The 18644-nt window shown below is 48.6% G+C and carries 14 protein-coding genes; 4 read left to right on the top strand and 10 right to left on the bottom strand.

All coding sequences use genetic code 11. The annotated features are described in order from the left end of the window. Both KWJ01_RS16705 and yaaA read left to right on the top strand, forming a co-directional pair. A complete protein-coding gene (locus KWJ01_RS16705) occupies positions 1 to 1866 on the top strand; it encodes a gliding motility-associated C-terminal domain-containing protein (protein WP_224997957.1) in 1866 nt (621 codons plus the stop codon). 83 nt (positions 1867 to 1949) lie between these two features. Then, positions 1950 to 2714: a peroxide stress protein YaaA gene (yaaA, locus tag KWJ01_RS16700; RefSeq protein ID WP_224997956.1), complete on the top strand. Its 765-nt coding sequence runs from the start codon at positions 1950 to 1952 to the stop codon at positions 2712 to 2714. Between the two features lie 201 nt (positions 2715 to 2915). Here yaaA and KWJ01_RS16695 read toward each other — a convergent pair whose 3' ends face one another. The 3 genes from KWJ01_RS16695 to KWJ01_RS28365 form a co-directional block, all read right to left on the bottom strand. Beyond that, a complete protein-coding gene (locus KWJ01_RS16695; RefSeq protein WP_224997955.1) occupies positions 2916 to 3398 on the bottom strand; it encodes a Dps family protein in 483 nt (160 codons plus the stop codon). A 158-nt stretch (positions 3399 to 3556) separates the two neighbouring features. After that, complete coding sequence (locus KWJ01_RS16690; RefSeq protein ID WP_224997953.1) at positions 3557 to 4003, bottom strand: hypothetical protein; 447 nt, start codon at positions 4001 to 4003, stop codon at positions 3557 to 3559. A 12-nt stretch (positions 4004 to 4015) separates the two neighbouring features. Then, the gene (locus KWJ01_RS28365; protein ID WP_224997952.1) at positions 4016 to 4963 is read right to left on the bottom strand and encodes a HAMP domain-containing sensor histidine kinase; all 948 of its coding nucleotides are present in this window, start codon (positions 4961 to 4963) and stop codon (positions 4016 to 4018) included. Positions 4964 to 5457: 494 nt separating this feature from the next. On the opposite strand from KWJ01_RS28365, the gene KWJ01_RS16680 reads away from it, so the two are divergent. Continuing rightward, entirely contained in the window at positions 5458 to 6405 is a 948-nt protein-coding gene (locus KWJ01_RS16680; RefSeq protein ID WP_224997951.1) for a hypothetical protein, read from the top strand. A gap of 234 nt (positions 6406 to 6639) precedes the next feature. Here the strand turns inward: KWJ01_RS16680 and KWJ01_RS16675 are convergent, their stop codons facing one another. The 7 genes from KWJ01_RS16675 to KWJ01_RS16645 all read right to left on the bottom strand — a co-directional run bounded on the left by KWJ01_RS16675 (position 6640) and on the right by KWJ01_RS16645 (position 16400). Beyond that, entirely contained in the window at positions 6640 to 8112 is a 1473-nt protein-coding gene (locus KWJ01_RS16675; RefSeq protein WP_224997950.1) for a hypothetical protein, read from the bottom strand. After that, positions 8093 to 8647 carry an RNA polymerase sigma factor gene (locus KWJ01_RS16670; RefSeq protein WP_224997949.1) on the bottom strand — a complete coding sequence of 185 codons (555 nt, stop codon included), beginning with the start codon at positions 8645 to 8647 and terminating at the stop codon, positions 8093 to 8095. Before KWJ01_RS16670 ends, KWJ01_RS16675 begins: the two co-directional genes overlap by 20 nt. A 365-nt stretch (positions 8648 to 9012) precedes the next feature. Then, positions 9013 to 10152, bottom strand: a complete 1140-nt coding sequence (locus KWJ01_RS16665; protein WP_224997948.1) for a cystathionine gamma-synthase — start codon at positions 10150 to 10152, stop codon at positions 9013 to 9015. A gap of 103 nt (positions 10153 to 10255) precedes the next feature. Beyond that, on the bottom strand, positions 10256 to 11893 hold the full coding sequence (locus tag KWJ01_RS16660) for a mechanosensitive ion channel family protein (RefSeq protein WP_224997947.1): 1638 nt from the start codon (positions 11891 to 11893) through the stop codon (positions 10256 to 10258). Positions 11894 to 12062: 169 nt separating this feature from the next. Further along, entirely contained in the window at positions 12063 to 12530 is a 468-nt protein-coding gene (locus KWJ01_RS16655) for a DUF4783 domain-containing protein (protein ID WP_224997945.1), read from the bottom strand. Between the two features lie 126 nt (positions 12531 to 12656). Next, on the bottom strand, positions 12657 to 15410 hold the full coding sequence (locus tag KWJ01_RS16650; RefSeq protein WP_224997944.1) for a hypothetical protein: 2754 nt from the start codon (positions 15408 to 15410) through the stop codon (positions 12657 to 12659). A 51-nt stretch (positions 15411 to 15461) separates the two neighbouring features. After that, entirely contained in the window at positions 15462 to 16400 is a 939-nt protein-coding gene (locus KWJ01_RS16645) for a YihY/virulence factor BrkB family protein (protein ID WP_224997943.1), read from the bottom strand. A 582-nt stretch (positions 16401 to 16982) separates the two neighbouring features. On the opposite strand from KWJ01_RS16645, the gene KWJ01_RS16640 reads away from it, so the two are divergent. After that, positions 16983 to 18611 carry a GAF domain-containing protein gene (locus KWJ01_RS16640; protein ID WP_224997942.1) on the top strand — a complete coding sequence of 543 codons (1629 nt, stop codon included), beginning with the start codon at positions 16983 to 16985 and terminating at the stop codon, positions 18609 to 18611. Positions 18612 to 18644: the final 33 nt, after the last annotated feature.

Raw genomic sequence — 18644 nt, 5'->3', positions numbered from 1 at the left:
ATGCAGAAGATACTCCTGATCCTGGCAGTGGTGCTGGGCGGCTTAGCCACTACAGGAAGCCTGGAATGTTACGGGCAGGCCAGGATCAATAACCTGATCTTTAACAGCACAGACCAGATCATTGGGCTGGATTTCAGTAATCCGGCAGCTGCAGAGGTATTTTATACGGGTAAAAGGGCCAATGCCACCATTGGTGAAGGCATAGCCCATGCCGAAAATGAGCAGGGAGAAATTATCTTCTGGGTAAACGCCAGCGGTGTTTATGATAAAAATAATAATCTGATGCCGGGTTCATCCGGCATTTTTGCCCACCCCTCCTCTACCGAAATTGTAATAGCTCCTTTCCCTAACCATCCCTCCCGCTACTACATCTTTTACAATAACCAGCTCTGCTCCAGCCTCTACTACTCTGTGGTAGACATGGCGTTGCGAAATGGCCAGGGCGATGTGGTTAGTCTCAATACAATCATCACACCTGGAGAGAATTTTGCAGAGGGGCTTGAGGTGGTAAGGATTCCCTGCAGCAGAAACTACTGGCTCCTTGCCAATGAGTGCGGCAAGGGTTTAACACGCTTCAGGATAGATGAAGCAGGTATTTCTGCCGGAGAGCTGTTCCTGGCCAATAGCCTCAACACCGGTGGCAGAGGTGAGCTTGATTATCATGGGGGAAAGCTGGGCTATGCCATCACCTTCAGTAACCAGTGCCTGGTAGCAGATTTTGACCCGGAGAGTGGCGTGGCCACCAACCTTAGAAATATCAGCATTCCTGCCAGGAACGGCACCTACGGGCTGGAGTTTTCTCCTGATGCCGGCAAGGTGTGGGTAACGGACCTCAGCAACCGCGATATTTTTGGGAATTTAACCGGCAATAACCTCTTTTCTTATGATTTAAGCACCGGCATTACCAAAGCCTGGAGCATCAGCAACACAAATACAGGCTGCAGCGGACAGATGGAAGGGCTGGGTCAGATAGAGCTGGGAAAGGACGGGCGCCTATACATCACACAAATAGAAGGCTGCCAGGTTATAGTCGTTGATAATCCCGGGTCTGACAATCCCACCATTTCAAAAATTGATGTTTCCAGCAGGCTCTCGGCGGGTATCTCAGATCATATCCAGTCTGATTTCCTGGATGAAAACCTGCTGATCAACCCGCAGATCTCCCCGGAGGGCCCCCTGGTGCTCTGTGAAAACGAATCTGTGTTGCTTAGTTATGATGGTGCTGCTGATGGAAAGGAATTCCAGTGGTTCCACAACGGAAATCCTGTAGCCAGTGCTAGCAGCAGCACTTTGCAGGTGCAGCAGACCGGAAGTTATTCACTGCAGCTAAGCAACAGGGCTGGCTGCGTCAGCACTACCAATTCCGTTACTGTAACAGACATGAGTATTCCGGAGCTACCCTTCCAGCGGGTATACGACGTATGCGAAAGTATTCCCCTGGTGCTGGATACGCATGCGGATGATTACATCATAAGCTGGTCTAACGGCACCCAGGGCCCCTCTACCAGTGTAAAGGAAAGCGGTAGCTATACTGTAACCTTTTCCAATGGCCACTGCTCCAGAACTGATACTGTACAGGTACTCATTCGTCAGAAAACAGCCTATAAAATTCCGAATGTTATTGTTCCCAATGGCGACCAGTGGAATGAATTTTTTGAAATACGGGAACTGCAGGGCAGTATAAGCCTGCAGATCTACAACCGCTGGGGAAAGCTGGTGTATGCTGCTGCAGATTATAAAAACAACTGGCAGGGCCAGGGCCTTATGCAGGGCACCTACTACTATAAAATCAGGCCCCTTACTGCCTGTGGCGTGGAACAAACAGGCTGGATACTGGTGATGAACGGAGTAGCTACTGAAAAGTAATACCGGCAGATGACTGAATTAACGCAGCTACTGTTGCCTCCCTACCCTGCAGCAAGTATCTTCGTGCACCAATTTGTAATACCATGCTTATTATCATATCTCCTTCTAAAACGCAGGATTTTGCTCCTCTGCCCCGCAGCCTCAGCTACACACAGCCGCATTTTCTGGATGAAAGCAGCAAACTTGTAACAGAGCTCCGAAAGAAAAAGCCTGCAGCCCTTAGAGAGCTCATGGACATCAGTGATAACCTGGCGGAACTCAACCACAGCCGTTACCAGGAGTGGCAGGTTCCCTTTACCATCGAAAATGCCAAACAAGCTCTTTTTGCTTTTAAAGGAGATGTATATACAGGTATTCCTGCAGAAGAGTACAGCGATGAAGAGCTGCAGTATGCCCAGGAACACCTGCGTATTTTATCAGGCCTCTATGGGCTGCTGCGACCACTCGACCTGATGCAGCCCTACCGCCTGGAAATGAAAATAAAGCTGAAGAATAAAAGGGGCGCCGATCTGTACAAATTCTGGGGCAGCCGCCTTACAGAAGGCTTGAATGATGCCCTGCAGCAGCAAAAAGAAGCAGTGCTTGTAAACCTGGCCTCGAATGAATACTACAAGGCAGTGCAGCCGAAAAACATCAAGGGTCGCATTATTACCCCGCAGTTCAAGGAATTCAAAAATGGCAAATACAGCACAGTGGCCCTCTTCGCCAAACGTGCCCGCGGCCTGATGACCGACTATATTCTGCGCAACCGCCTGGAGGCGCCGGAAGACATCAAAGGCTTTAACCAGGAAGGCTACAGCTACAGCGAACCGCAATCCACTGGCGATGAGTGGGTGTTTGTTAGATAAAAAAAGCCACCCCAGAGGGTGGCCTTTTCATTTTTACTTCTCTCAATCAACATTTATTTTTAGCGAAACATCTATAGTAGCAGCGTTTTACACTGGTGTAATTATCAGATGGTCCATTCAGTATTTTATTAAAGCACCGCTTGCCATACTTTTTCGTGGCTCTATAGCGGCTCTTACAACAGCAACAGGCGGCTATTCTTTCTATTCGTTAAGCCAGGCTCGCTGCATCCATACATGCTTCTCCTGTGCAGAGATCAGGCCCGTTAACAATTCTACAGTACCCTCATCGGCAGCTTCCTGTGCCAGCTGCAGTGCTTTTCTTTCGCGTATCAGCAGGCTCTGCAGTATTTCCACCAGTGCTTTTACAGTTGCCTTACCATCTGTAAGGTTCCGGTGTGCAGGTATGTCAGATACTTTCCTGTAATCCTCAAAAGTATGCAGCGGGGTGTAGCCTAGGGTTAAAATACGTTCTGCAATGGAATCTATATTTTCCTGGGCTTCGGTATACAACTGCTCAAAACGAGCATGGAGCTCAAAAAAGTGCTGGCCCCGTACATTCCAATGAAAACCACGCAGGTTCTGGTAATAAAGCTGAAAATCAGCCAGCAGACCATTTAATAATTCTGCAAGCTGTTCAGATCCGGCTGTAGAAAGGCCTATAGCGGTATGCTTGTTATTTTTCATAAGTTATATTGTCTGATGCTTTGGTCTTGTACAAAAATAACACCAGCCCATAAATAGATCAAATCTATTGCTTCTATACACTTATAATTTATGCTTATACATATGCAACTGCAGACCCTAAAGTACTGATGCTGCGTACCGCCTATCTCATATCTCAACTATATATGGAGGGCTTCTGCAATGCTGCCGGTATAGGTAATATCAAGCTTACTAAAAATATTTTCCGGATGCCTTTGTTCTATTTCATGCCTGCCTGCTTCCACGCATTTTTGAAACCATTGCTCCTGCGGCAGTATTTTACGGTGTATGCGCAGCCCATGCTCATGATACATTTCCTGTTTCCAGTTAACGAAATACCATTCCATCGAAGGCTGGTGAAAAGCCCGCAGGCTCCGTTTATCGAAGATAAATCGCTCAATACCCTCTTTTGCAATTAAACCGGAGCATTGCAGGAAAGAGGCTTTAAAAGTATGAATTGGGATATATGATGCCAGTGTCTGGCATACCAGTACTCTTTTTGAAGCGTCTGTATAAACAGCAACATAATCGTTGCTAAATACCTGTTGCAGGTTTTGATCTACAATTTCTTGTTGAAAGGCCGACATAACATCAATGAATTATAATCCGGGCAAAAGAATGCAAACACTGGTGCCCATACTTTCTTCACTTCTAACTTCTATTCTACCCCCAAGTTTATCTACCGCTATTTTTGAAAGATACAGGCCCAGGCCACTACCTACTGACTGTTCGCTGCCCCTGAAAAACATATCGAATACCCTGTGCTGTAAATTTTGTGGAATGCCTGTGCCATTATCAGAAACAGTAATTTTTAGCTGCTTGTAATAAGGCTGCACATGTATATTCACCTTGTGCTCTGTAGCGGGTTTTCTGTACCTGAAGGCATTATCCAGTACACATTGAAGAATATTTTCCAGCAGATATTCATCTGTACGAAGAACAGCACTGCCTTTGATTGACAGATCCGGTGCCGGATATTGCGCAGCCTGCTGTTGCCTGAAACCTGCAAGGATCTTGTCCAGCAATGGGGTAAGATCTGTTTGCTCCAGGCTTGCCTGGCTTTGCCTTATGTCTGCAATGGTGGTAATGGTTCTGGTTAGCTGCTCTAACTTTCGCAGCGGGTGCTGCAGCATTTGCACATATTCCCTTACTTCAGGATTCTCAATTCTGTCGCCGATCAGCGACAGCAGACCAAAAGCCGTGCTGACAGGTCCTTTGAAATCGTGCGATGAGCGGTATAGGAGCGTATTAAGCTCGTGATTAGCAATATAGAGGCTCTGCTGCGCGCTTTCGCGCTGCTGTGCTTCTTTTTCCAGCTTGGCAACGGCCTGTTTTAGCTCAGCAGTGCGCCGGTCAACCATTCGCTCCAGGCTTTTATTCTGTTCGAACAATTCTTTCCTGGATGCCTCGAGTTGTTCCTGCACCTGCATCAGATAAGTTGTGGTACGGGCAAGCATCTCTTCCTGAGCCTTTACGTGCTCTTCCAGTACCCGCTTTTCCTGTTCGGTATCTGAATTTGATATTGCTACCTGGGAGCTAAGCTTCACACAAAATCAATTAAAGGCTGCTACAATGAATATACTGATAGAAAAAGATTCAACAAAAGTAGGTGAATATTTTCAAATTCCTGCCTGTAGGCTGCCAGCTTATTATGCCGTGTATGATTTTGACTAACTTCAACCATCCTCTTTCCTTGCCATCAGTATGTTGGAAGTTATACCGGGAACAGTTTACATCCCCCCGGGTTGCCAGACTTCCGCAGCCTGTAACAGCCCCTGGAATATATCAGATGTGGCCCGAAGAACTAACTCTACCCCTGGGAAGCCAGAACATTCCCGCGCTATGGCAAATCTCTTCCGCTAACTTAGTTTGTAAAATAACCTGGTGTATTTACTTTGATATAGAGTTTCTAAAGCACCTTTTTCGGATCACAGCACCTGTTGCCAGCACCGTCAGCAGCAGAAGAACATGCACAAAACACAGCCTTTCGCCCCTGGCTCACGTTTAAGGATTAATTATTACCAGCATTTACTGTATCTCCATGCGTACTGTCAAACTCATCCTGATACCCCTGTCCTTACTGTTTATCCTTGGCTTTGTGCTTTTTTTGATCGCCCAGATTGCCAACCTGGTGTTACTGGCCGATCGCTACGATCCTTTATTTGGCGATATTGTACTGTATGGGCTAACAGGCCTGATCTTCGGACTGGTGCTGGTGCCTCTCTATACCTACCTTACTTTACCCAAGGCAAAACTACCCCCGCAAACCGATAATCCGGAGGAAGTTGCTGCCTACAGAGCTTCTCTGGTAAAGCGTTATAACAAGAATAAAATACTACAACGCGAAAAGCTGGTAGTAGAAACAGAGAAGGATATTCCTGCTGCGGTAGATATGCTAAACCGCCATGCAGACAAACTCATTCAGTACAATACCATCCGCACCTTTGCAGGCACCGCTATTTCTCAAAACGGCATGTTCGACAGCATGATTGTGCTGTATTTCTCCATCAACACTGTTTACAGGGTTAGCCGCATATACTGGCAGCGAACCAGCCTGAGGCAGCTCCTTAATCTTTACAGCCAGATTGGCCTGATTGTAATAGGCGCCAAGCTGCTGGAAGATAACCTGGATCAGTACATGGAAGAAAACATACAGGAGTTTATTGATGAGTTAGCCAGCCAGGGGGCAGAAACAACAGCATCTGTTGGGGCGCGGGCAACCAAGATTATACCTGGTTTGGGTAATGTGGTGGAAAGCATTGTGCAGGGCACCTTTAATGGACTAATGGTACTGCGTATTGGCCTGATCACACAAAAATATTGCGGTGCAACACACGCCATTAACAGAAAAGCCATACGCCGGGAAAGCTTTATAGAAGCCAGAAAGCGTATCTTCAGCATTATTGCAGTGCCTCGTAAAGAATTCTTTAACCGTTTGAATGTTTTTGGCAGCTGGTTTAAGCGCGAGCGGGGCACTAACCCTGCCTAGGTATGAGGTATGTGAGCGTGCATGATCAGAAAAATATCAGGTCAAAAAGAAAGCCCGGCTTACTTAGCCGGGCTTTCCTCCTCTTCACACCCTTTTATTTCTGATAAAAGGAAATATCTTGATGCCTGCATCTGCAGGATAAGCAGCAAAATTCAACATTAGCAGTAGCTGCATTTACTTACCTGACACAGCTTTTATAAAGAAGGTTGGAATGAGATCAATTATTTTTCTCAATTATCTGAGAATAAATCTGAAACCAGCTGCTATCCCAAGCTGGGTGGGCCTGCTGTTAAAGAAGCTGGTTTTTTTATTGAAGTCGGAGATGGCATAGCGGTAAGTTGGCTCCAGCGTGATCAGGTAATTTGGACCAGCCCTGTAAAAAAGCTGTGCACCAAAGAGCGCGTTGAAATGTACCCGCTGAAAAGGCGAACCCGGCCCGGCCTCAATGCTGTATTCACTTAGCCTGTTGTCTTCATCATTGATCTCTCCACCCAGAAAGAAATCAGACGATACCCCTGTTCTTACAGCAAAACCCACTGTTCTTTCGGTAAGCACATAACTTACAGTCAGTGGCACACTAAAAAAGCGGTAGGTATTAAGTGCATCAACAGGCATGGCACTGCGCGATCTGGCATTTACTACCTGTAATCTCTCATAGCTGAAATTACTGTAGTAGAGGGGGTAGCTCTTCTGATCATTAGCATCGGTAAAGGTACCCCCAAGGGTATTTACCTTATAAGTTCCATACTGCAGGCTGCTTTGCAACATCCACTTAGGGCTTAGGCGAAAACCGGCATCCAGCTGAAAATCAATCGAAGGCAAACTTTTTTCCCGCTCGTCCCAGGTAGATACATTGGCGGTATAAACCTCCTTTCCACCCTTGCCTGCTGGCGGACTTTCTGCCCATGAGGAGAGGTTATAGCGTTCTTCGGTTCTCATATTAGGATCGAAGAAAGTAGTGGACAGCGAAGCCCCCAGCCATACATTCCCATTCATCAGGCTTACCGATTGCTTTTCTGGCCGCTTGCGGCTGGCAGCCACTACCCTGATCTCTTTCCGAAGCAAACCATCTTTAAGCTTTAGCCTGGCTTCCAGGGCAGAAATCTGGGGTTCACTTAATAATATAACAGGGGTTTCTTCCTCTTCGGGACTAGCAGTGTAGGCACCGGTACCAAAGCTGGCGTAATCTATAATACCAACCACCGGCTGGTAAGGAGAAAACAAATCCGACCTGCCAACCACAGAACCGCCGGGGCTGTAAGCGATGCCAGAGAAAGGCAACCCTATATAATCTGAAATGCCGGCAGCCGAAGTACTATTAGCAGAAGCCGACTCCTGCTCAGCACCCCGAATAACATTTTGCCGGTTATTTACTGCGCCTTCGGCCGAAGTATTTTCTTCAGTAAAATCTGCGGAAACAGGTGCCGTAACACTTTGAGATGTGTTTTCTGCAGAAAGCTGATCTTGTTCATTTTGTGGTTTTTCGAGCAACAGCCACCAGCCTGCCCATAAACCTAAAAACAGTACAGAGGCAGCCGCAAGCCACTGGTAAACAAAAAGCTTACGCTTATAGCGCCGCAACTGCTGCTCCATGAGGGAGTTCTCAAGACCCTGCCAAACCTTTTTAGGCGGGGTATGCTCTGAGTCCTCAAAAGCCTGTTGCCAGGCGTCCTCCCACGCTCCCGGGTTATTGAATTCGTCGCCCATAAACACGTTTCTCCGATTCTGCCAACTGTTGTTGTAACAACTTTTTAGCCCGGGCATACTGAGATTTGCTTGTGCCTTCTGATACTCCCAGCATTTCAGCAATTTCTTTGTGCCCGTACCCTTCAATCGCATAGAGGTTAAAGATTACCCTGCAGCCCGAGGGCAGCTCCTGGATAAACTCTAACAGCTCCTGATAACTGTATCCGGAAAGTGTAGTTTCCTGGTCTGCCAGGCCATGAAGATTTTCTACATCTACCATTGGGTACATGTACAGGCGACTGCGCTGGTGGTTAAGGGCTGTATTTACAACAACACGCTTGATCCACTGCGCCAGTGATGCTTCTTCACGGTAAGTGTCCATTTTCCGGTACACTTTCACAAATGCTTCCTGTAAGATATCCTCCGCTTCCAGCTGGCCCGATGCGTACCTGAGGCACACAACGAACATGCGGCCGGAATAACGGTCGTACAACGCCTGCTGCATTTTGAGGTCGTTACGGAGGCATCCCTCAACGATTTCCTTGTCGCTGTACATTAAGCATTTCTATGTTTAAAAGACACACCAGCGGGGCAAAAGGTTGAAAGGGAAAAACAAAAAGTAACCAAACAGATTTTTGCTGAATTCAATAGTATTCCTTTTATGGAAGTATATTACTGAAAATAAAGCAGATATGCAACAGCCGCCGCCATGCCTGGCACCAAGGCAGCTTCTGAAGCAGGAACCCTGGTTATACAAAGCTGCAATACACTGTTAATCAGCAACAAACGAGCTCTACTTTTCTATATCGATATCTTATACAGCATAGTACTCACCGGTCTTTTGGTTCAAAAGACCATAAGCAAAACAGCCACCCGGCTGCGGTGGCTGTTTTGTTTATTCAATTATCCGGTGTTAGTCGCTTATCCGATGGCTTGTTCAAGATCGGCCAGCAGGTCTTCTATGTCTTCGATACCAACACTCAGCCTGATGAGCGAATCTTTAAGGCCTATTCTGTCCCTGTCGGCACGCGGTATGCTGGCGTGGGTCATGGTGGCCGGGTGTCCGCACAAAGACTCTACGCCTCCCAGGGATTCTGCAAGTGTGAAAAACTTAAAGCGCTCCAGCACGCCAATCGCATCTTCCATTACATCACCCTTCAGCGTAAAGGAAATCATGCCGCCAAAATCATGCATTTGCTTCCGGGCCACTTCATGGTTCGGGTGATTTGGCAGGCCCGGCCAGTACACCTTGCCTACCTTAGGGTGCTGCTCCAGGTATTCAGCTACCTTTCTGCCATTTTCACAATGCCGCTGCATGCGTATGTGCAGCGTTTTAATGCCCCTTAGCACCAGGAAGCAGTCCTGCGGGCCTGGCACTGCGCCGCAGGCATTCTGCAGGAACGACAGGCGCTCGAATATAGCATCATCGTTCAGCACCAGGGCTCCCATCACCACATCGGAGTGGCCCCCAATGTACTTGGTAACGCTATGCATTACAATATCGGCTCCCAGATCAAGGGGCCTCTGCAGGTAAGGCGAGCAGAAGGTATTGTCTACTGCGAGCAGCAGGTTGTGCTCCTTCGCCAGTTTGGCACATGCTTCAATGTCGATAATGTTCATCAGGGGGTTGGTAGGCGTTTCCACCCAGATCATACGGGTATTGGCGTTGATCTTTGACCTGATGGCATCCATGTCTTGCATGGGCACAAAATGAAACTTAAGGCCAAAATCCTCATACACCCGCTTAAAGATCCTGTAGGAACCACCATAGAGGTCGTCGGTGCTGATGATCTCGTCACCTGCTTTGAAGAGCTTCAGCAGGGTATCTATTGCAGCAAGGCCGGAAGAAAAGCACAGGCCCCACTTGCCATTCTCCAGCGCAGCCAGGCTTTTTTGCAGCGCTGTGCGGGTGGGGTTATGGGTTCGGGAGTATTCATAGCCCTTATGCCTGCCCGGCGACTCCTGCGCGTAGGTAGAGGTTTGGTAAATGGGCGTCATGATGGAGCCGGTGGCTGGATCTGGCTCTACGCCGGCATGTATGGCTTTGGTTCCGAATTTCATTCAGCTAAAATTTTTGTTAATAAAGTTAAAAAAACTGTATTCAAAGGTCGGGGTTTCAAAGATCATCTCCAAGTGCCCCCGCAGGCCTTTCGCCCCTGCCCCACTACACCCTTACTGCTACGCCACCTCCATTTACCGACAAAAGCTTGTCCATTTCGGCCCGCAGCTCCTCTGTTGTGCGGTTGTAGCCAGGCATCAGGCTTGGGTGTCCGGGAAATGTCTCCATGTGCAGTGTTTGTGTAGGGAAGGCAAAGCGTATGCCCAGGGTTTCGGCCAGTTTCATGATCTGCAGCAGAATCTCGTGCCTGGCCTTAAGCTCTTCAGACCAGGTAGGCACTGTAAAAAACACGTAGAAGAGCACATCCAGCGAGTGCGCCCCCAGCTCATTTAAATGCACCTCATAATAATCTTTACGGGTGTGCGGGTGCTGAACAACTATGCGCCTTAGCCCTTCTACAAAAAGCTCAACCAGCTGTGGCGGAGTATCGTAGGTAAGGGCCAGTTTTGTGCTGAAGCGGCGGTACTGCCGCAGCCCGTGGTTATCTACCACGGCATCGGCCAGCTTGCCATTGGGCACATAGGTAACCGAGTTGCGGAAGGTGCGGATACGGGTAGAACGAAAGCCAACCTCTTCTACCGTACCATCAATTTCTCCTGAAGTAACCCAGTCGCCGATCTGAAAAGGCTTATCAATGAAGATCATGAGGGAGCCAAAGAAGTTCTTGATGGTATCCTGTGCTGCAAGGGCAAAGGCAAGACCACCGATTGACAGACCCGCCAGGAAGGCCGTTACATTAAAATCGAGATTATCGAGTATAAAGAGTGCTCCTACAATCACCACAAAGGTGCGGAGTACTTTACGCACCAGGGGCACCAGCTGATCGTCGAGGGTATTTTCGGTGCTATCCGAAAGACGCTCCATGTAGATGCCTACCAGGTCCACTAACCTGTAAAATACCACAGTAGCAAAGAATGGCAGGGCCGCCCTGATCACCAGAAAAATCCATTTGCTTAGCACCACCGGTAGCTGTACCAGCGGCACCAGCACACCCAGCAGCATAAATACAAACAAAAGAGAAGCCGGGCGCGCCACCGGGAGCACAAACCTCTTGGCCAGCTCTGCATAGCCCATGCGGCTGAGCAAACCAGAAATTCCGCGGCGGAACAGGAAGGTCATGAGCTTGTGGAAGGCAGAGCCCAGCACAACAATCAGCAAAATAGTAATATACTGCCAGAGATGAATGCCAAAAAACTTTTTGGGCCCCAGACGGGGCAGCAGGTCCAGCAGCTTATGTGCACCAAAGGGGTACACCTGCTTATACAGTTCGTCTATGGCGTTGGCAGTGGTTTCGGAATAACGCCAGCGGCCATCTGTGCCCCTTACCAGGTAAATTTCGGGGTGGCGGGCGGTAAGCACATATTTATGCTGGCCTGAGGCACTGTCGAGGTAGTTTTTCTGCCGGGGCAGCTCCTCTACATCTATGTATATACCCTCACCATTCAGGATCTGCTGCAGGCGTATAGCCAGCTGCTTTCTTTCCGATTCTTTACGGCCCTGGCTCCTGAATACCTTGGCAGCCTGTTCGGGCTTATAGGAATCTTCTTCAAGAAACTGGAGGTGGGTTTTAACGGCAAAATAGGGAGAACTGAGGTTGGCGTAGCTAAGAGGCTCATCCTGCGCGCCTGCTACTGATGCTATAAACAGCAATACCAGCACCAAGGGCGATCTGAATAATTTCATAGGGATTTGAAAGATTGCTTTCAGGCTGCAAAAATACCGCATCCAATCGGCAAATGAAAACCTAATTGCTGTTAGTTGTTACCCGGATGAAACCTGGATTTCAGAAAGCTGGAAAAACAAAAAAGCCGGTACAAAAGCACCGGCCTATGTGTATTTGCCCTAGCGGCTATTACATACTCTGCAGAAAATCGAGCTTAAATATTTTATACTGCCCTCCCCCCTGCTGGTTGCCATTTGGCTTTGCACGCAGCAGCACTTTGTAATTGCTGCCCGAGCGGGTAGTAAGCTGACCAATGGCGTAAACCTGCCCATCGGCAGAAGAACCCTGGTGCTTGAGCATAAAGCTTTGCGGAGGATTTTGGCGCAGAAAGTCAGCCAGTTTGCCACTGGCTACATTTTTTCTGCAGGTCCCGTTGTGTCCGGGCTGTTGCAGTTCCACTTCATCATCTAAAAGAGCAGTAAGGCTGTTCATATCCGACTGGCTGATGGCACTGCTAAAGGCGCGTGCCAGGGGATGTTCACTTTGGGCATATACTGGCGCAGACAGGCATAAGAGCAAAACTGGAGCCATCCATAAAAATTTCCGGAGCATGGAGAAGAGGAGTTGTTTAAGGGCTAAGGTAGCAATTATCATCATATTAAATCCTTTAATTTTCTAATTGCTCTTACACCACTTCTGCTTCTGCAGAAGCTAAATTGTACTTCATATACGCTTACCGTGAGCCAGAGGTTACGCTGCAAACGCAAGGCTACAGGCCCAGTCTTATTTTGACGAATTGATGACGGGCATTACATGCTGCTCAACAGCAGCATTGTAAGCTTTCACTAAACGAAGAGAGTCTCCTGCACCTGTTAACTGCAAACCTACAGGGCAGCAGCTGTTCAGGGGCTGCGTTTGCATTAAATTCCCGCCTAAATCATACAAGTAGGTAAACTCCTGATCAGGGTCTGTAACCGCTACCAGGGCCGCTGCATTGCTGAAGGAGAAGTACTGCACCTCCAGTTTGCTTGCACCCAGGTAGTCTTTTTCGAACAGGTCACTGCCGTTTTCATCCATCAGGCGCAGCCTGAAGCGATCCTGCTGCGCAATCAGAAAACGCTTGCCTTTGGCATCGGGCACCAGGTAAAAACGCGCCCTTGCATCGGGGCGGTAGAGTTGTTTCCTGTTAATGATACGCCCCTCCAGATCCCATTCGAACAGTAATCCCGAAGCTGTTACGGTAATAAAGCGGGTGCTTTTGAAATCGGAGCCCTGCCGTATGTGCACGGGCCCCAGCAGGCTATCGCTTAACGAGAGCGGAAAGCCCTTAAGGTACTCTCCGCGGCGTGTAAAGGCATGCACGCCACCCTTTTGCTGAAAAGCATAGATAATATCCTTAGAGCGAACGCGCAGGTGGCCGGGAGCAGCACTAAGGCTCCCCTTTAGATCTGCCGGCTGCCAGCCCTCCAGGTTTATGCCATCCAGATCGTACATATACAGCTTACCTGATGCAGAAGCCAGTAAAAAGCGGTAACGGCGGGAGCCATCATAGTCTACTACGCTGGTCCACTGTATTTTTTCGTTCCCCGGCAGTGCCAGCGGAAAAGGACGGAGCGGCTGCAGATTTGGCCTGAACAGGTAGGCACTATCAGCTGTGCTTAGAAAATAATGCGGGCTGTTGTTCTTTTGCGGGTCCAGCTCGGTCAGCTGTGTTTGCCAGTACCCTCCCAAGGGGGCAGACTGCACGGTTTCGCCGGCATTGTTGAGCAGGTAAAGCGTACGGGCAGAATCCTGTACCAGCCAGTGGCCGGAGCGCTGCTGCCTGTACGATACTCCAACAGGCGCATGCACCGCAGGCGACTGCAGCTGGCTGGCGGCCTTTTGCACCAGCTGTATCTGCTCCAGCTGTCGTTCCGGCCGCCGGTCGAGGTGCAGAAAGAGATTGGTATAAAAGGCACCCTCTGCAGAAGAGAGCTGCAGCGACAGCAGGTCTATTTGCCGCAGCGCCAGGTTATGCTTATCCCAGAACTCCTTCCAGGGTGCTGCCAGGCGCCTGTAAAGCATGGGCCAGAGGGTAGCGGTATTCAGGTAGAGCGCATAGTTTTGTTCTGGATCCAGGCGCGACATAAACTTGTTTATCCTCACAGAGCGCTGCCAGCTTTCTTCTGCCTGCATATCCAGCAGCATCTCCTTCAGGGCTGGTATGGAGCTGCTCACCACCAGGTAGTCATCTATGATGGTATAATAAGAAGAGCCCCTGAACCCCAGGTAGGCACTGCCCAGCAGGGAGGCAGGAAACTCATCGTAGGGCAGTTCCTGCAGCTGCCTGCGCAGAAACAACTCGTTGTAGAGGGTATCCGGCAGGGCCACCCGTGCCGACATTTCGGCAAGCAGGCCTGCAGCCCTGCTGCTGTCGCTAAGGTGCAGCAGCAGCAGGCGATCTGGCCGTGCTGCGCCTGCCGTGGGAATGGTTGCCAGCCCCACTTCCCTACCAATGGTGGCAGCCAGTTCCTGTGCATTTCCGGCTTTTGCATCGAGCACCTGCCATCGCTCCCACTGCCCGGGGGCTTTTCTTTCCCAATAGGTGCGCAGGCGTTTGTGCCATTCCTGCGGGTTGCTAAGGCCAACAAATATAAGGCTGGCCGAACGTTGCGGCACCAGAAAATCGAGCCGCATGGGCTGTGGTTTTTGCCCGTGCAGGGCCCACAGAAAGTCTGCCTCCGCCGGATTTTCAGGTTTTATAAAGCCAGACACCAGCAATCCCTCTTCTGCAGCAGCAACATCCAGCTGACTGTAATAAGGCAGGCGTGGCACCAGCTCCTGCACCAGGCTATCGGTTTGGGAAAAAACACGCAGAAAAGCAGGCAGTTGCTGCAGGTTAACGGCCAGGCTGCCCAGTGTTTCAAAAGAAGCCCCGCCAGATGGCTGTAACCAGGCCGGTACAATGGCAGTGCCTGCCGCAGCTTTCTGGCGAATGGCACCCTCCACTAAAAAGGAGGTAAAGCTGCCTGCCAGTACGCCCTCATCAGCAAAGAAACTAAAGGTCCTGCCCCCGTTCAGATCCCTGATCTCCCAGATTGTAGTACCCTGGTACAGGCGTTCGTCGAGCCGGTAGTTGCCTGGGCTGTCTTCAATTTCTTTACGGAGCTCCCTGAGCAGGCGCTGGTCTTTATCGCCCTGCAGGGGCATCAGGAGCAGGTAATCGAAATTATTGCGCTCTGTAATGTGCAACGAAAACAGGAATTCTCGGTTTTTCAGGGCTGCATAAGAAGGTAGCAGGCGCTTTAGCTCCTGCTCGTAGCTTTCAAAGCGGCGCATGGCCGGCATATCCTTCAGCAGCTCTCCAAAAGCATGCTGCCGCAGGCCATCCCAGGCCTCATCTGGCTGGTTACTGGCATATACCAGCACAGCATCTGCAGGCACCAGTGCACGTAATGGAAAATCTGTTTTTGTGAAATAGCGCTGGTACAGCCAGAAACCACCAGCGGCAAGTATAACTGTTGCCAGCAGGGCAATAACAAGAGCTTTAATATTCAAGGCAGAAAAGATTGGGCAGTAATTTGTAAAAAAATCAGACGCCTTTCAAGCTTAGTTCATATCTGTGGCTGATTCTCCTACGTCTTCTCTTTCCAGTTCTCGTATTTCTATGGCTACTGCATTTTCTGAAGGGCGCACCTGGTAACCCTTGCTCAGGTAGTAGATTTTAGTAAAGATAGCACCAAGCAGCACAATTACCGAGGAGTAAAAAACCCACAACAAAAGCGCTGCCAGTGAACCTGCAGCACCATAGGTAGTAGTAATATCGGTACTGCTGATGATACGGCCTATGACAAACTTGCCCAAGGTAAACAAGGCTGAAGTAATAAGCGCTCCTACCCAGATGGGTTTCCAGGGAGAGCGTATATCTGGCAGAAATTTAAAAAGCAGCGCAAAAATAACTGTCATCAGCCCAAACGATACCAGCGTGTGCAGGAGCTGGGTAAGGTAGGGTGTAAGACCAAGCAGTTCGTTGCTGAACTCATCTGAAAATACAGCGATAAGCGACTCCAGCAACAGGCTGGCTACCATTACAATGCTAAGCACCAGTATGAGCATCAGGGAGAAGAGCCTGTCGACGGCAAACTTCAGGGCCCCTTTTCTGGGCTTTGGCTTTACATTCCAGATACTGTTGAGCGCTTTTTTTATGAAATTGAAAACAACTGTTGCTGTAAACAGCAGCAGGAGTAAACTAATTATCCCCCTGAAAGAGGTTAACCCCCACTCAAAGCCTGCCTCCAGAATTGTTTGTATCTGCCGGGCACTTTCGCTGTTAACCTTCTCCTCTACCTGTGCAAACACTTCATCAAGCACCCGCTGCGACCCTATTAAAGAACTGGCCACTTTTACAACAAGAAAGAGGATGGAAGGCATGCTGAAAATGGTGAAAAAAGCAATAGCAGCACTATATACAATAGGGTCTGCCGCCGAAAACCTCTGAATGGTATCCTTGATTACTCTTTTTGCTATCGAAAAAAATCTATTCCTCATCCTAAATATTAATCTTCATGTTATTCTTCAGGTATTGATAAACAGCAGGTTAATCTACCCCGGAAGAACTACTTTAGAAGAACTACTTTATACAAACAAGGTTATCATAAGCCTGGCATCAGTAATTTTATATTAAAAGGTTCCGCAGCCTGTTAACAGGCTGTGGCATCCTGTAAACAGGCTGTGGCATAAAGAATGGGGCTTAAAAAGGAGTAGGTTTACGCATAAAACATAAGTGGTTTAACTGCTGTCTGCTACAGCCCCCTGACCAGCTATTGATAAGCACTGCCAAAGCTTTAGGCACTGGCCACCACATTTGTTTTAGCATATTTTTTAAGAAATTGTATACGCCCCGTTAGCATCTGCGGCTTATTTTCCGGCGCTGGCCTCAAAGTATCAGTTTAGCGGTTCTTTAAAATTCTCACATCAAGCCACTTGTCTTTATTACTTTTTGCAATGCTCGCTATGCGTTATTTAAGGCTGTTAAATTCACTTGTGTAAGATTCAGGGCTCTAATAAATGTTATAACACTATGATTTGAAATAGCTTTGCCTGTTGAGGATATCCAAAACTAATAATACTATGAAGTGGCTAAAGAATATTCAGGCTAACTCCATTACCTTCTCTCTCTATTTCATTTTGTTCTTTATTGCCAGCAACGGCATACTGGACTATTACAACAGAATGGTGTTCGAACAAAGCGAGGCTGCCGTTAGGGATGTCAAAGCTGTTCAGCTTACCATGGGCATCATTATCAGAAACCTTAACAACTGCGACCTGGGTTTCAGGGGCTACTATATTATGCCCAATGAAAAGTTACTAAACCCCTATACGGAGGCACTCGACTCCCTGCCCCAGCACTTTAAAAAAGTCAGGACCATTATGGCCAGACAGGGCATTAACCCCGACGAGATCCTGCCAGTGGAGACGGCTTTCAGCAACTACTACAAGGTAATTGACCAGATGATTGAGTGGCGTAAGCAGGATAACCTGGATGCCATCAGGGAAACAATTGAAAAAGATCCCGGCTACGACGTGTGGATTGTTTATAAAACATTTAACGAGGCACTGGACAAGAAAGAACAGGCCATTCTGGATGCAAGCCACGCAAGCACCGAAAGACTGATGTTTATATCCACGATTGTAAAAGCGCTGCTCTTTCTACTGGGTATTCCTACTGTTTTCATTGTGCTGATCCGGCTTAAGCGCGAGCGGGAAAGCAGAAAAAGGCTTTTCCGGGAGCTCTATGAAAACAATAACAAATACCTGTTCAAATCCGGAGAAGAAGCCGCAGAACTGGATGAAAAGAAAATAATAGCCCTGCTGATCACAAATCTGCAAAAGGCCACAAGCTTTATTTCCGGCATTGCCAAAGGCAATTTTGATATTAAATGGGAAGGGCTGAACGAAGAGAACCTGGCCGCAAACAAAGAAAATCTTGCCGGTGAGCTCCTGCTGATGAAGGAGCAGATGGTAAAGGTTAAGCAGGAAGACCAGATGAGGATGTGGGCTACCGAGGGCATCTCTAAGTTTGCAGAGCTGGTACGCCAGCACCAGGACGATGTGCAGCAACTATCTGACAAGATAACCTCTACGGTAGTGAAATACCTGGGCGCCAACCAGGCCTCGCTGTTCTTTGTGGAAGATAAAGGCAATAAAGAGGTGGTGCTGCAGCTCTATGGCTGCTATGCCTACGACAGAAAAAAGTACCTGCACAAAACACTGGAGCCCGGCGAAGGACTGGTTGGTCAGACTTACCTCGAGAAAGAGCTCACCTACCTTACCCATATTCCGCAAAACTATGTAACCATTACCTCTGGCCTGGGCGAAGCCAACCCCAGCAGCATTGTAATAGTACCCCTGAAGTTCAATGACCAGGTAGAGGGAATCCTGGAGATTGCTTCTTTCAGGACCTTTGCACCACATGAGCTTGATTTCCTGCAGAAGATTGGGGAGATCATAGCCTCGGCCATTATTACCCTGCGTTCCTCTACCGAAATGAAAGGCCTCATGGAAAACCTGCAGTACCAGTCGGAAGAAATGAAGGCCCAGGAAGAAGAAATGCGCCAGAACATGGAAGAGCTGCAGGCCACCCAGGAAGAAATGGGCAGAAAGGCCCGCGAGTACCAGCAACTCATAGAACAGCGTGAAGCAGAACTTGCACAAATGCAGCAGGAGAACCAGGTGCTTAAAAATCAGCTAGCCCGCTAACCTAAACCTATATTGATCAAAGCAGCTCTCCTG

The organism is Cesiribacter sp. SM1 (assembly GCF_020178975.1).
In the GTDB taxonomy this organism is placed as follows: Bacteria; Bacteroidota; Bacteroidia; order Cytophagales; family Cyclobacteriaceae; genus Cesiribacter.
This window is presented reverse-complemented; position numbering and strand designations above follow the sequence as displayed.

Excerpts from the sequence above, each read along its gene's own strand:
- KWJ01_RS16705 (WP_224997957.1), top strand. The coding sequence starts at position 1 with ATGCAGAAGATACTCCTGATCCTGGCAGTGGTGCTGGGCGGCTTAGCC.
- yaaA (WP_224997956.1), top strand. The coding sequence starts at position 1,950 with ATGCTTATTATCATATCTCCTTCTAAAACGCAGGATTTTGCTCCTCTG.
- KWJ01_RS16695 (WP_224997955.1), bottom strand. The coding sequence starts at position 3,398 with ATGAAAAATAACAAGCATACCGCTATAGGCCTTTCTACAGCCGGATCT.
- KWJ01_RS16690 (WP_224997953.1), bottom strand. The coding sequence starts at position 4,003 with ATGTCGGCCTTTCAACAAGAAATTGTAGATCAAAACCTGCAACAGGTA.
- KWJ01_RS16680 (WP_224997951.1), top strand. The coding sequence starts at position 5,458 with ATGCGTACTGTCAAACTCATCCTGATACCCCTGTCCTTACTGTTTATC.
- KWJ01_RS16675 (WP_224997950.1), bottom strand. The coding sequence starts at position 8,112 with ATGGGCGACGAATTCAATAACCCGGGAGCGTGGGAGGACGCCTGGCAA.
- KWJ01_RS16670 (WP_224997949.1), bottom strand. The coding sequence starts at position 8,647 with ATGTACAGCGACAAGGAAATCGTTGAGGGATGCCTCCGTAACGACCTC.
- KWJ01_RS16665 (WP_224997948.1), bottom strand. The coding sequence starts at position 10,152 with ATGAAATTCGGAACCAAAGCCATACATGCCGGCGTAGAGCCAGATCCA.
- KWJ01_RS16660 (WP_224997947.1), bottom strand. The coding sequence starts at position 11,893 with ATGAAATTATTCAGATCGCCCTTGGTGCTGGTATTGCTGTTTATAGCA.
- KWJ01_RS16655 (WP_224997945.1), bottom strand. The coding sequence starts at position 12,530 with ATGATGATAATTGCTACCTTAGCCCTTAAACAACTCCTCTTCTCCATG.
- KWJ01_RS16645 (WP_224997943.1), bottom strand. The coding sequence starts at position 16,400 with ATGAGGAATAGATTTTTTTCGATAGCAAAAAGAGTAATCAAGGATACC.
- KWJ01_RS16640 (WP_224997942.1), top strand. The coding sequence starts at position 16,983 with ATGAAGTGGCTAAAGAATATTCAGGCTAACTCCATTACCTTCTCTCTC.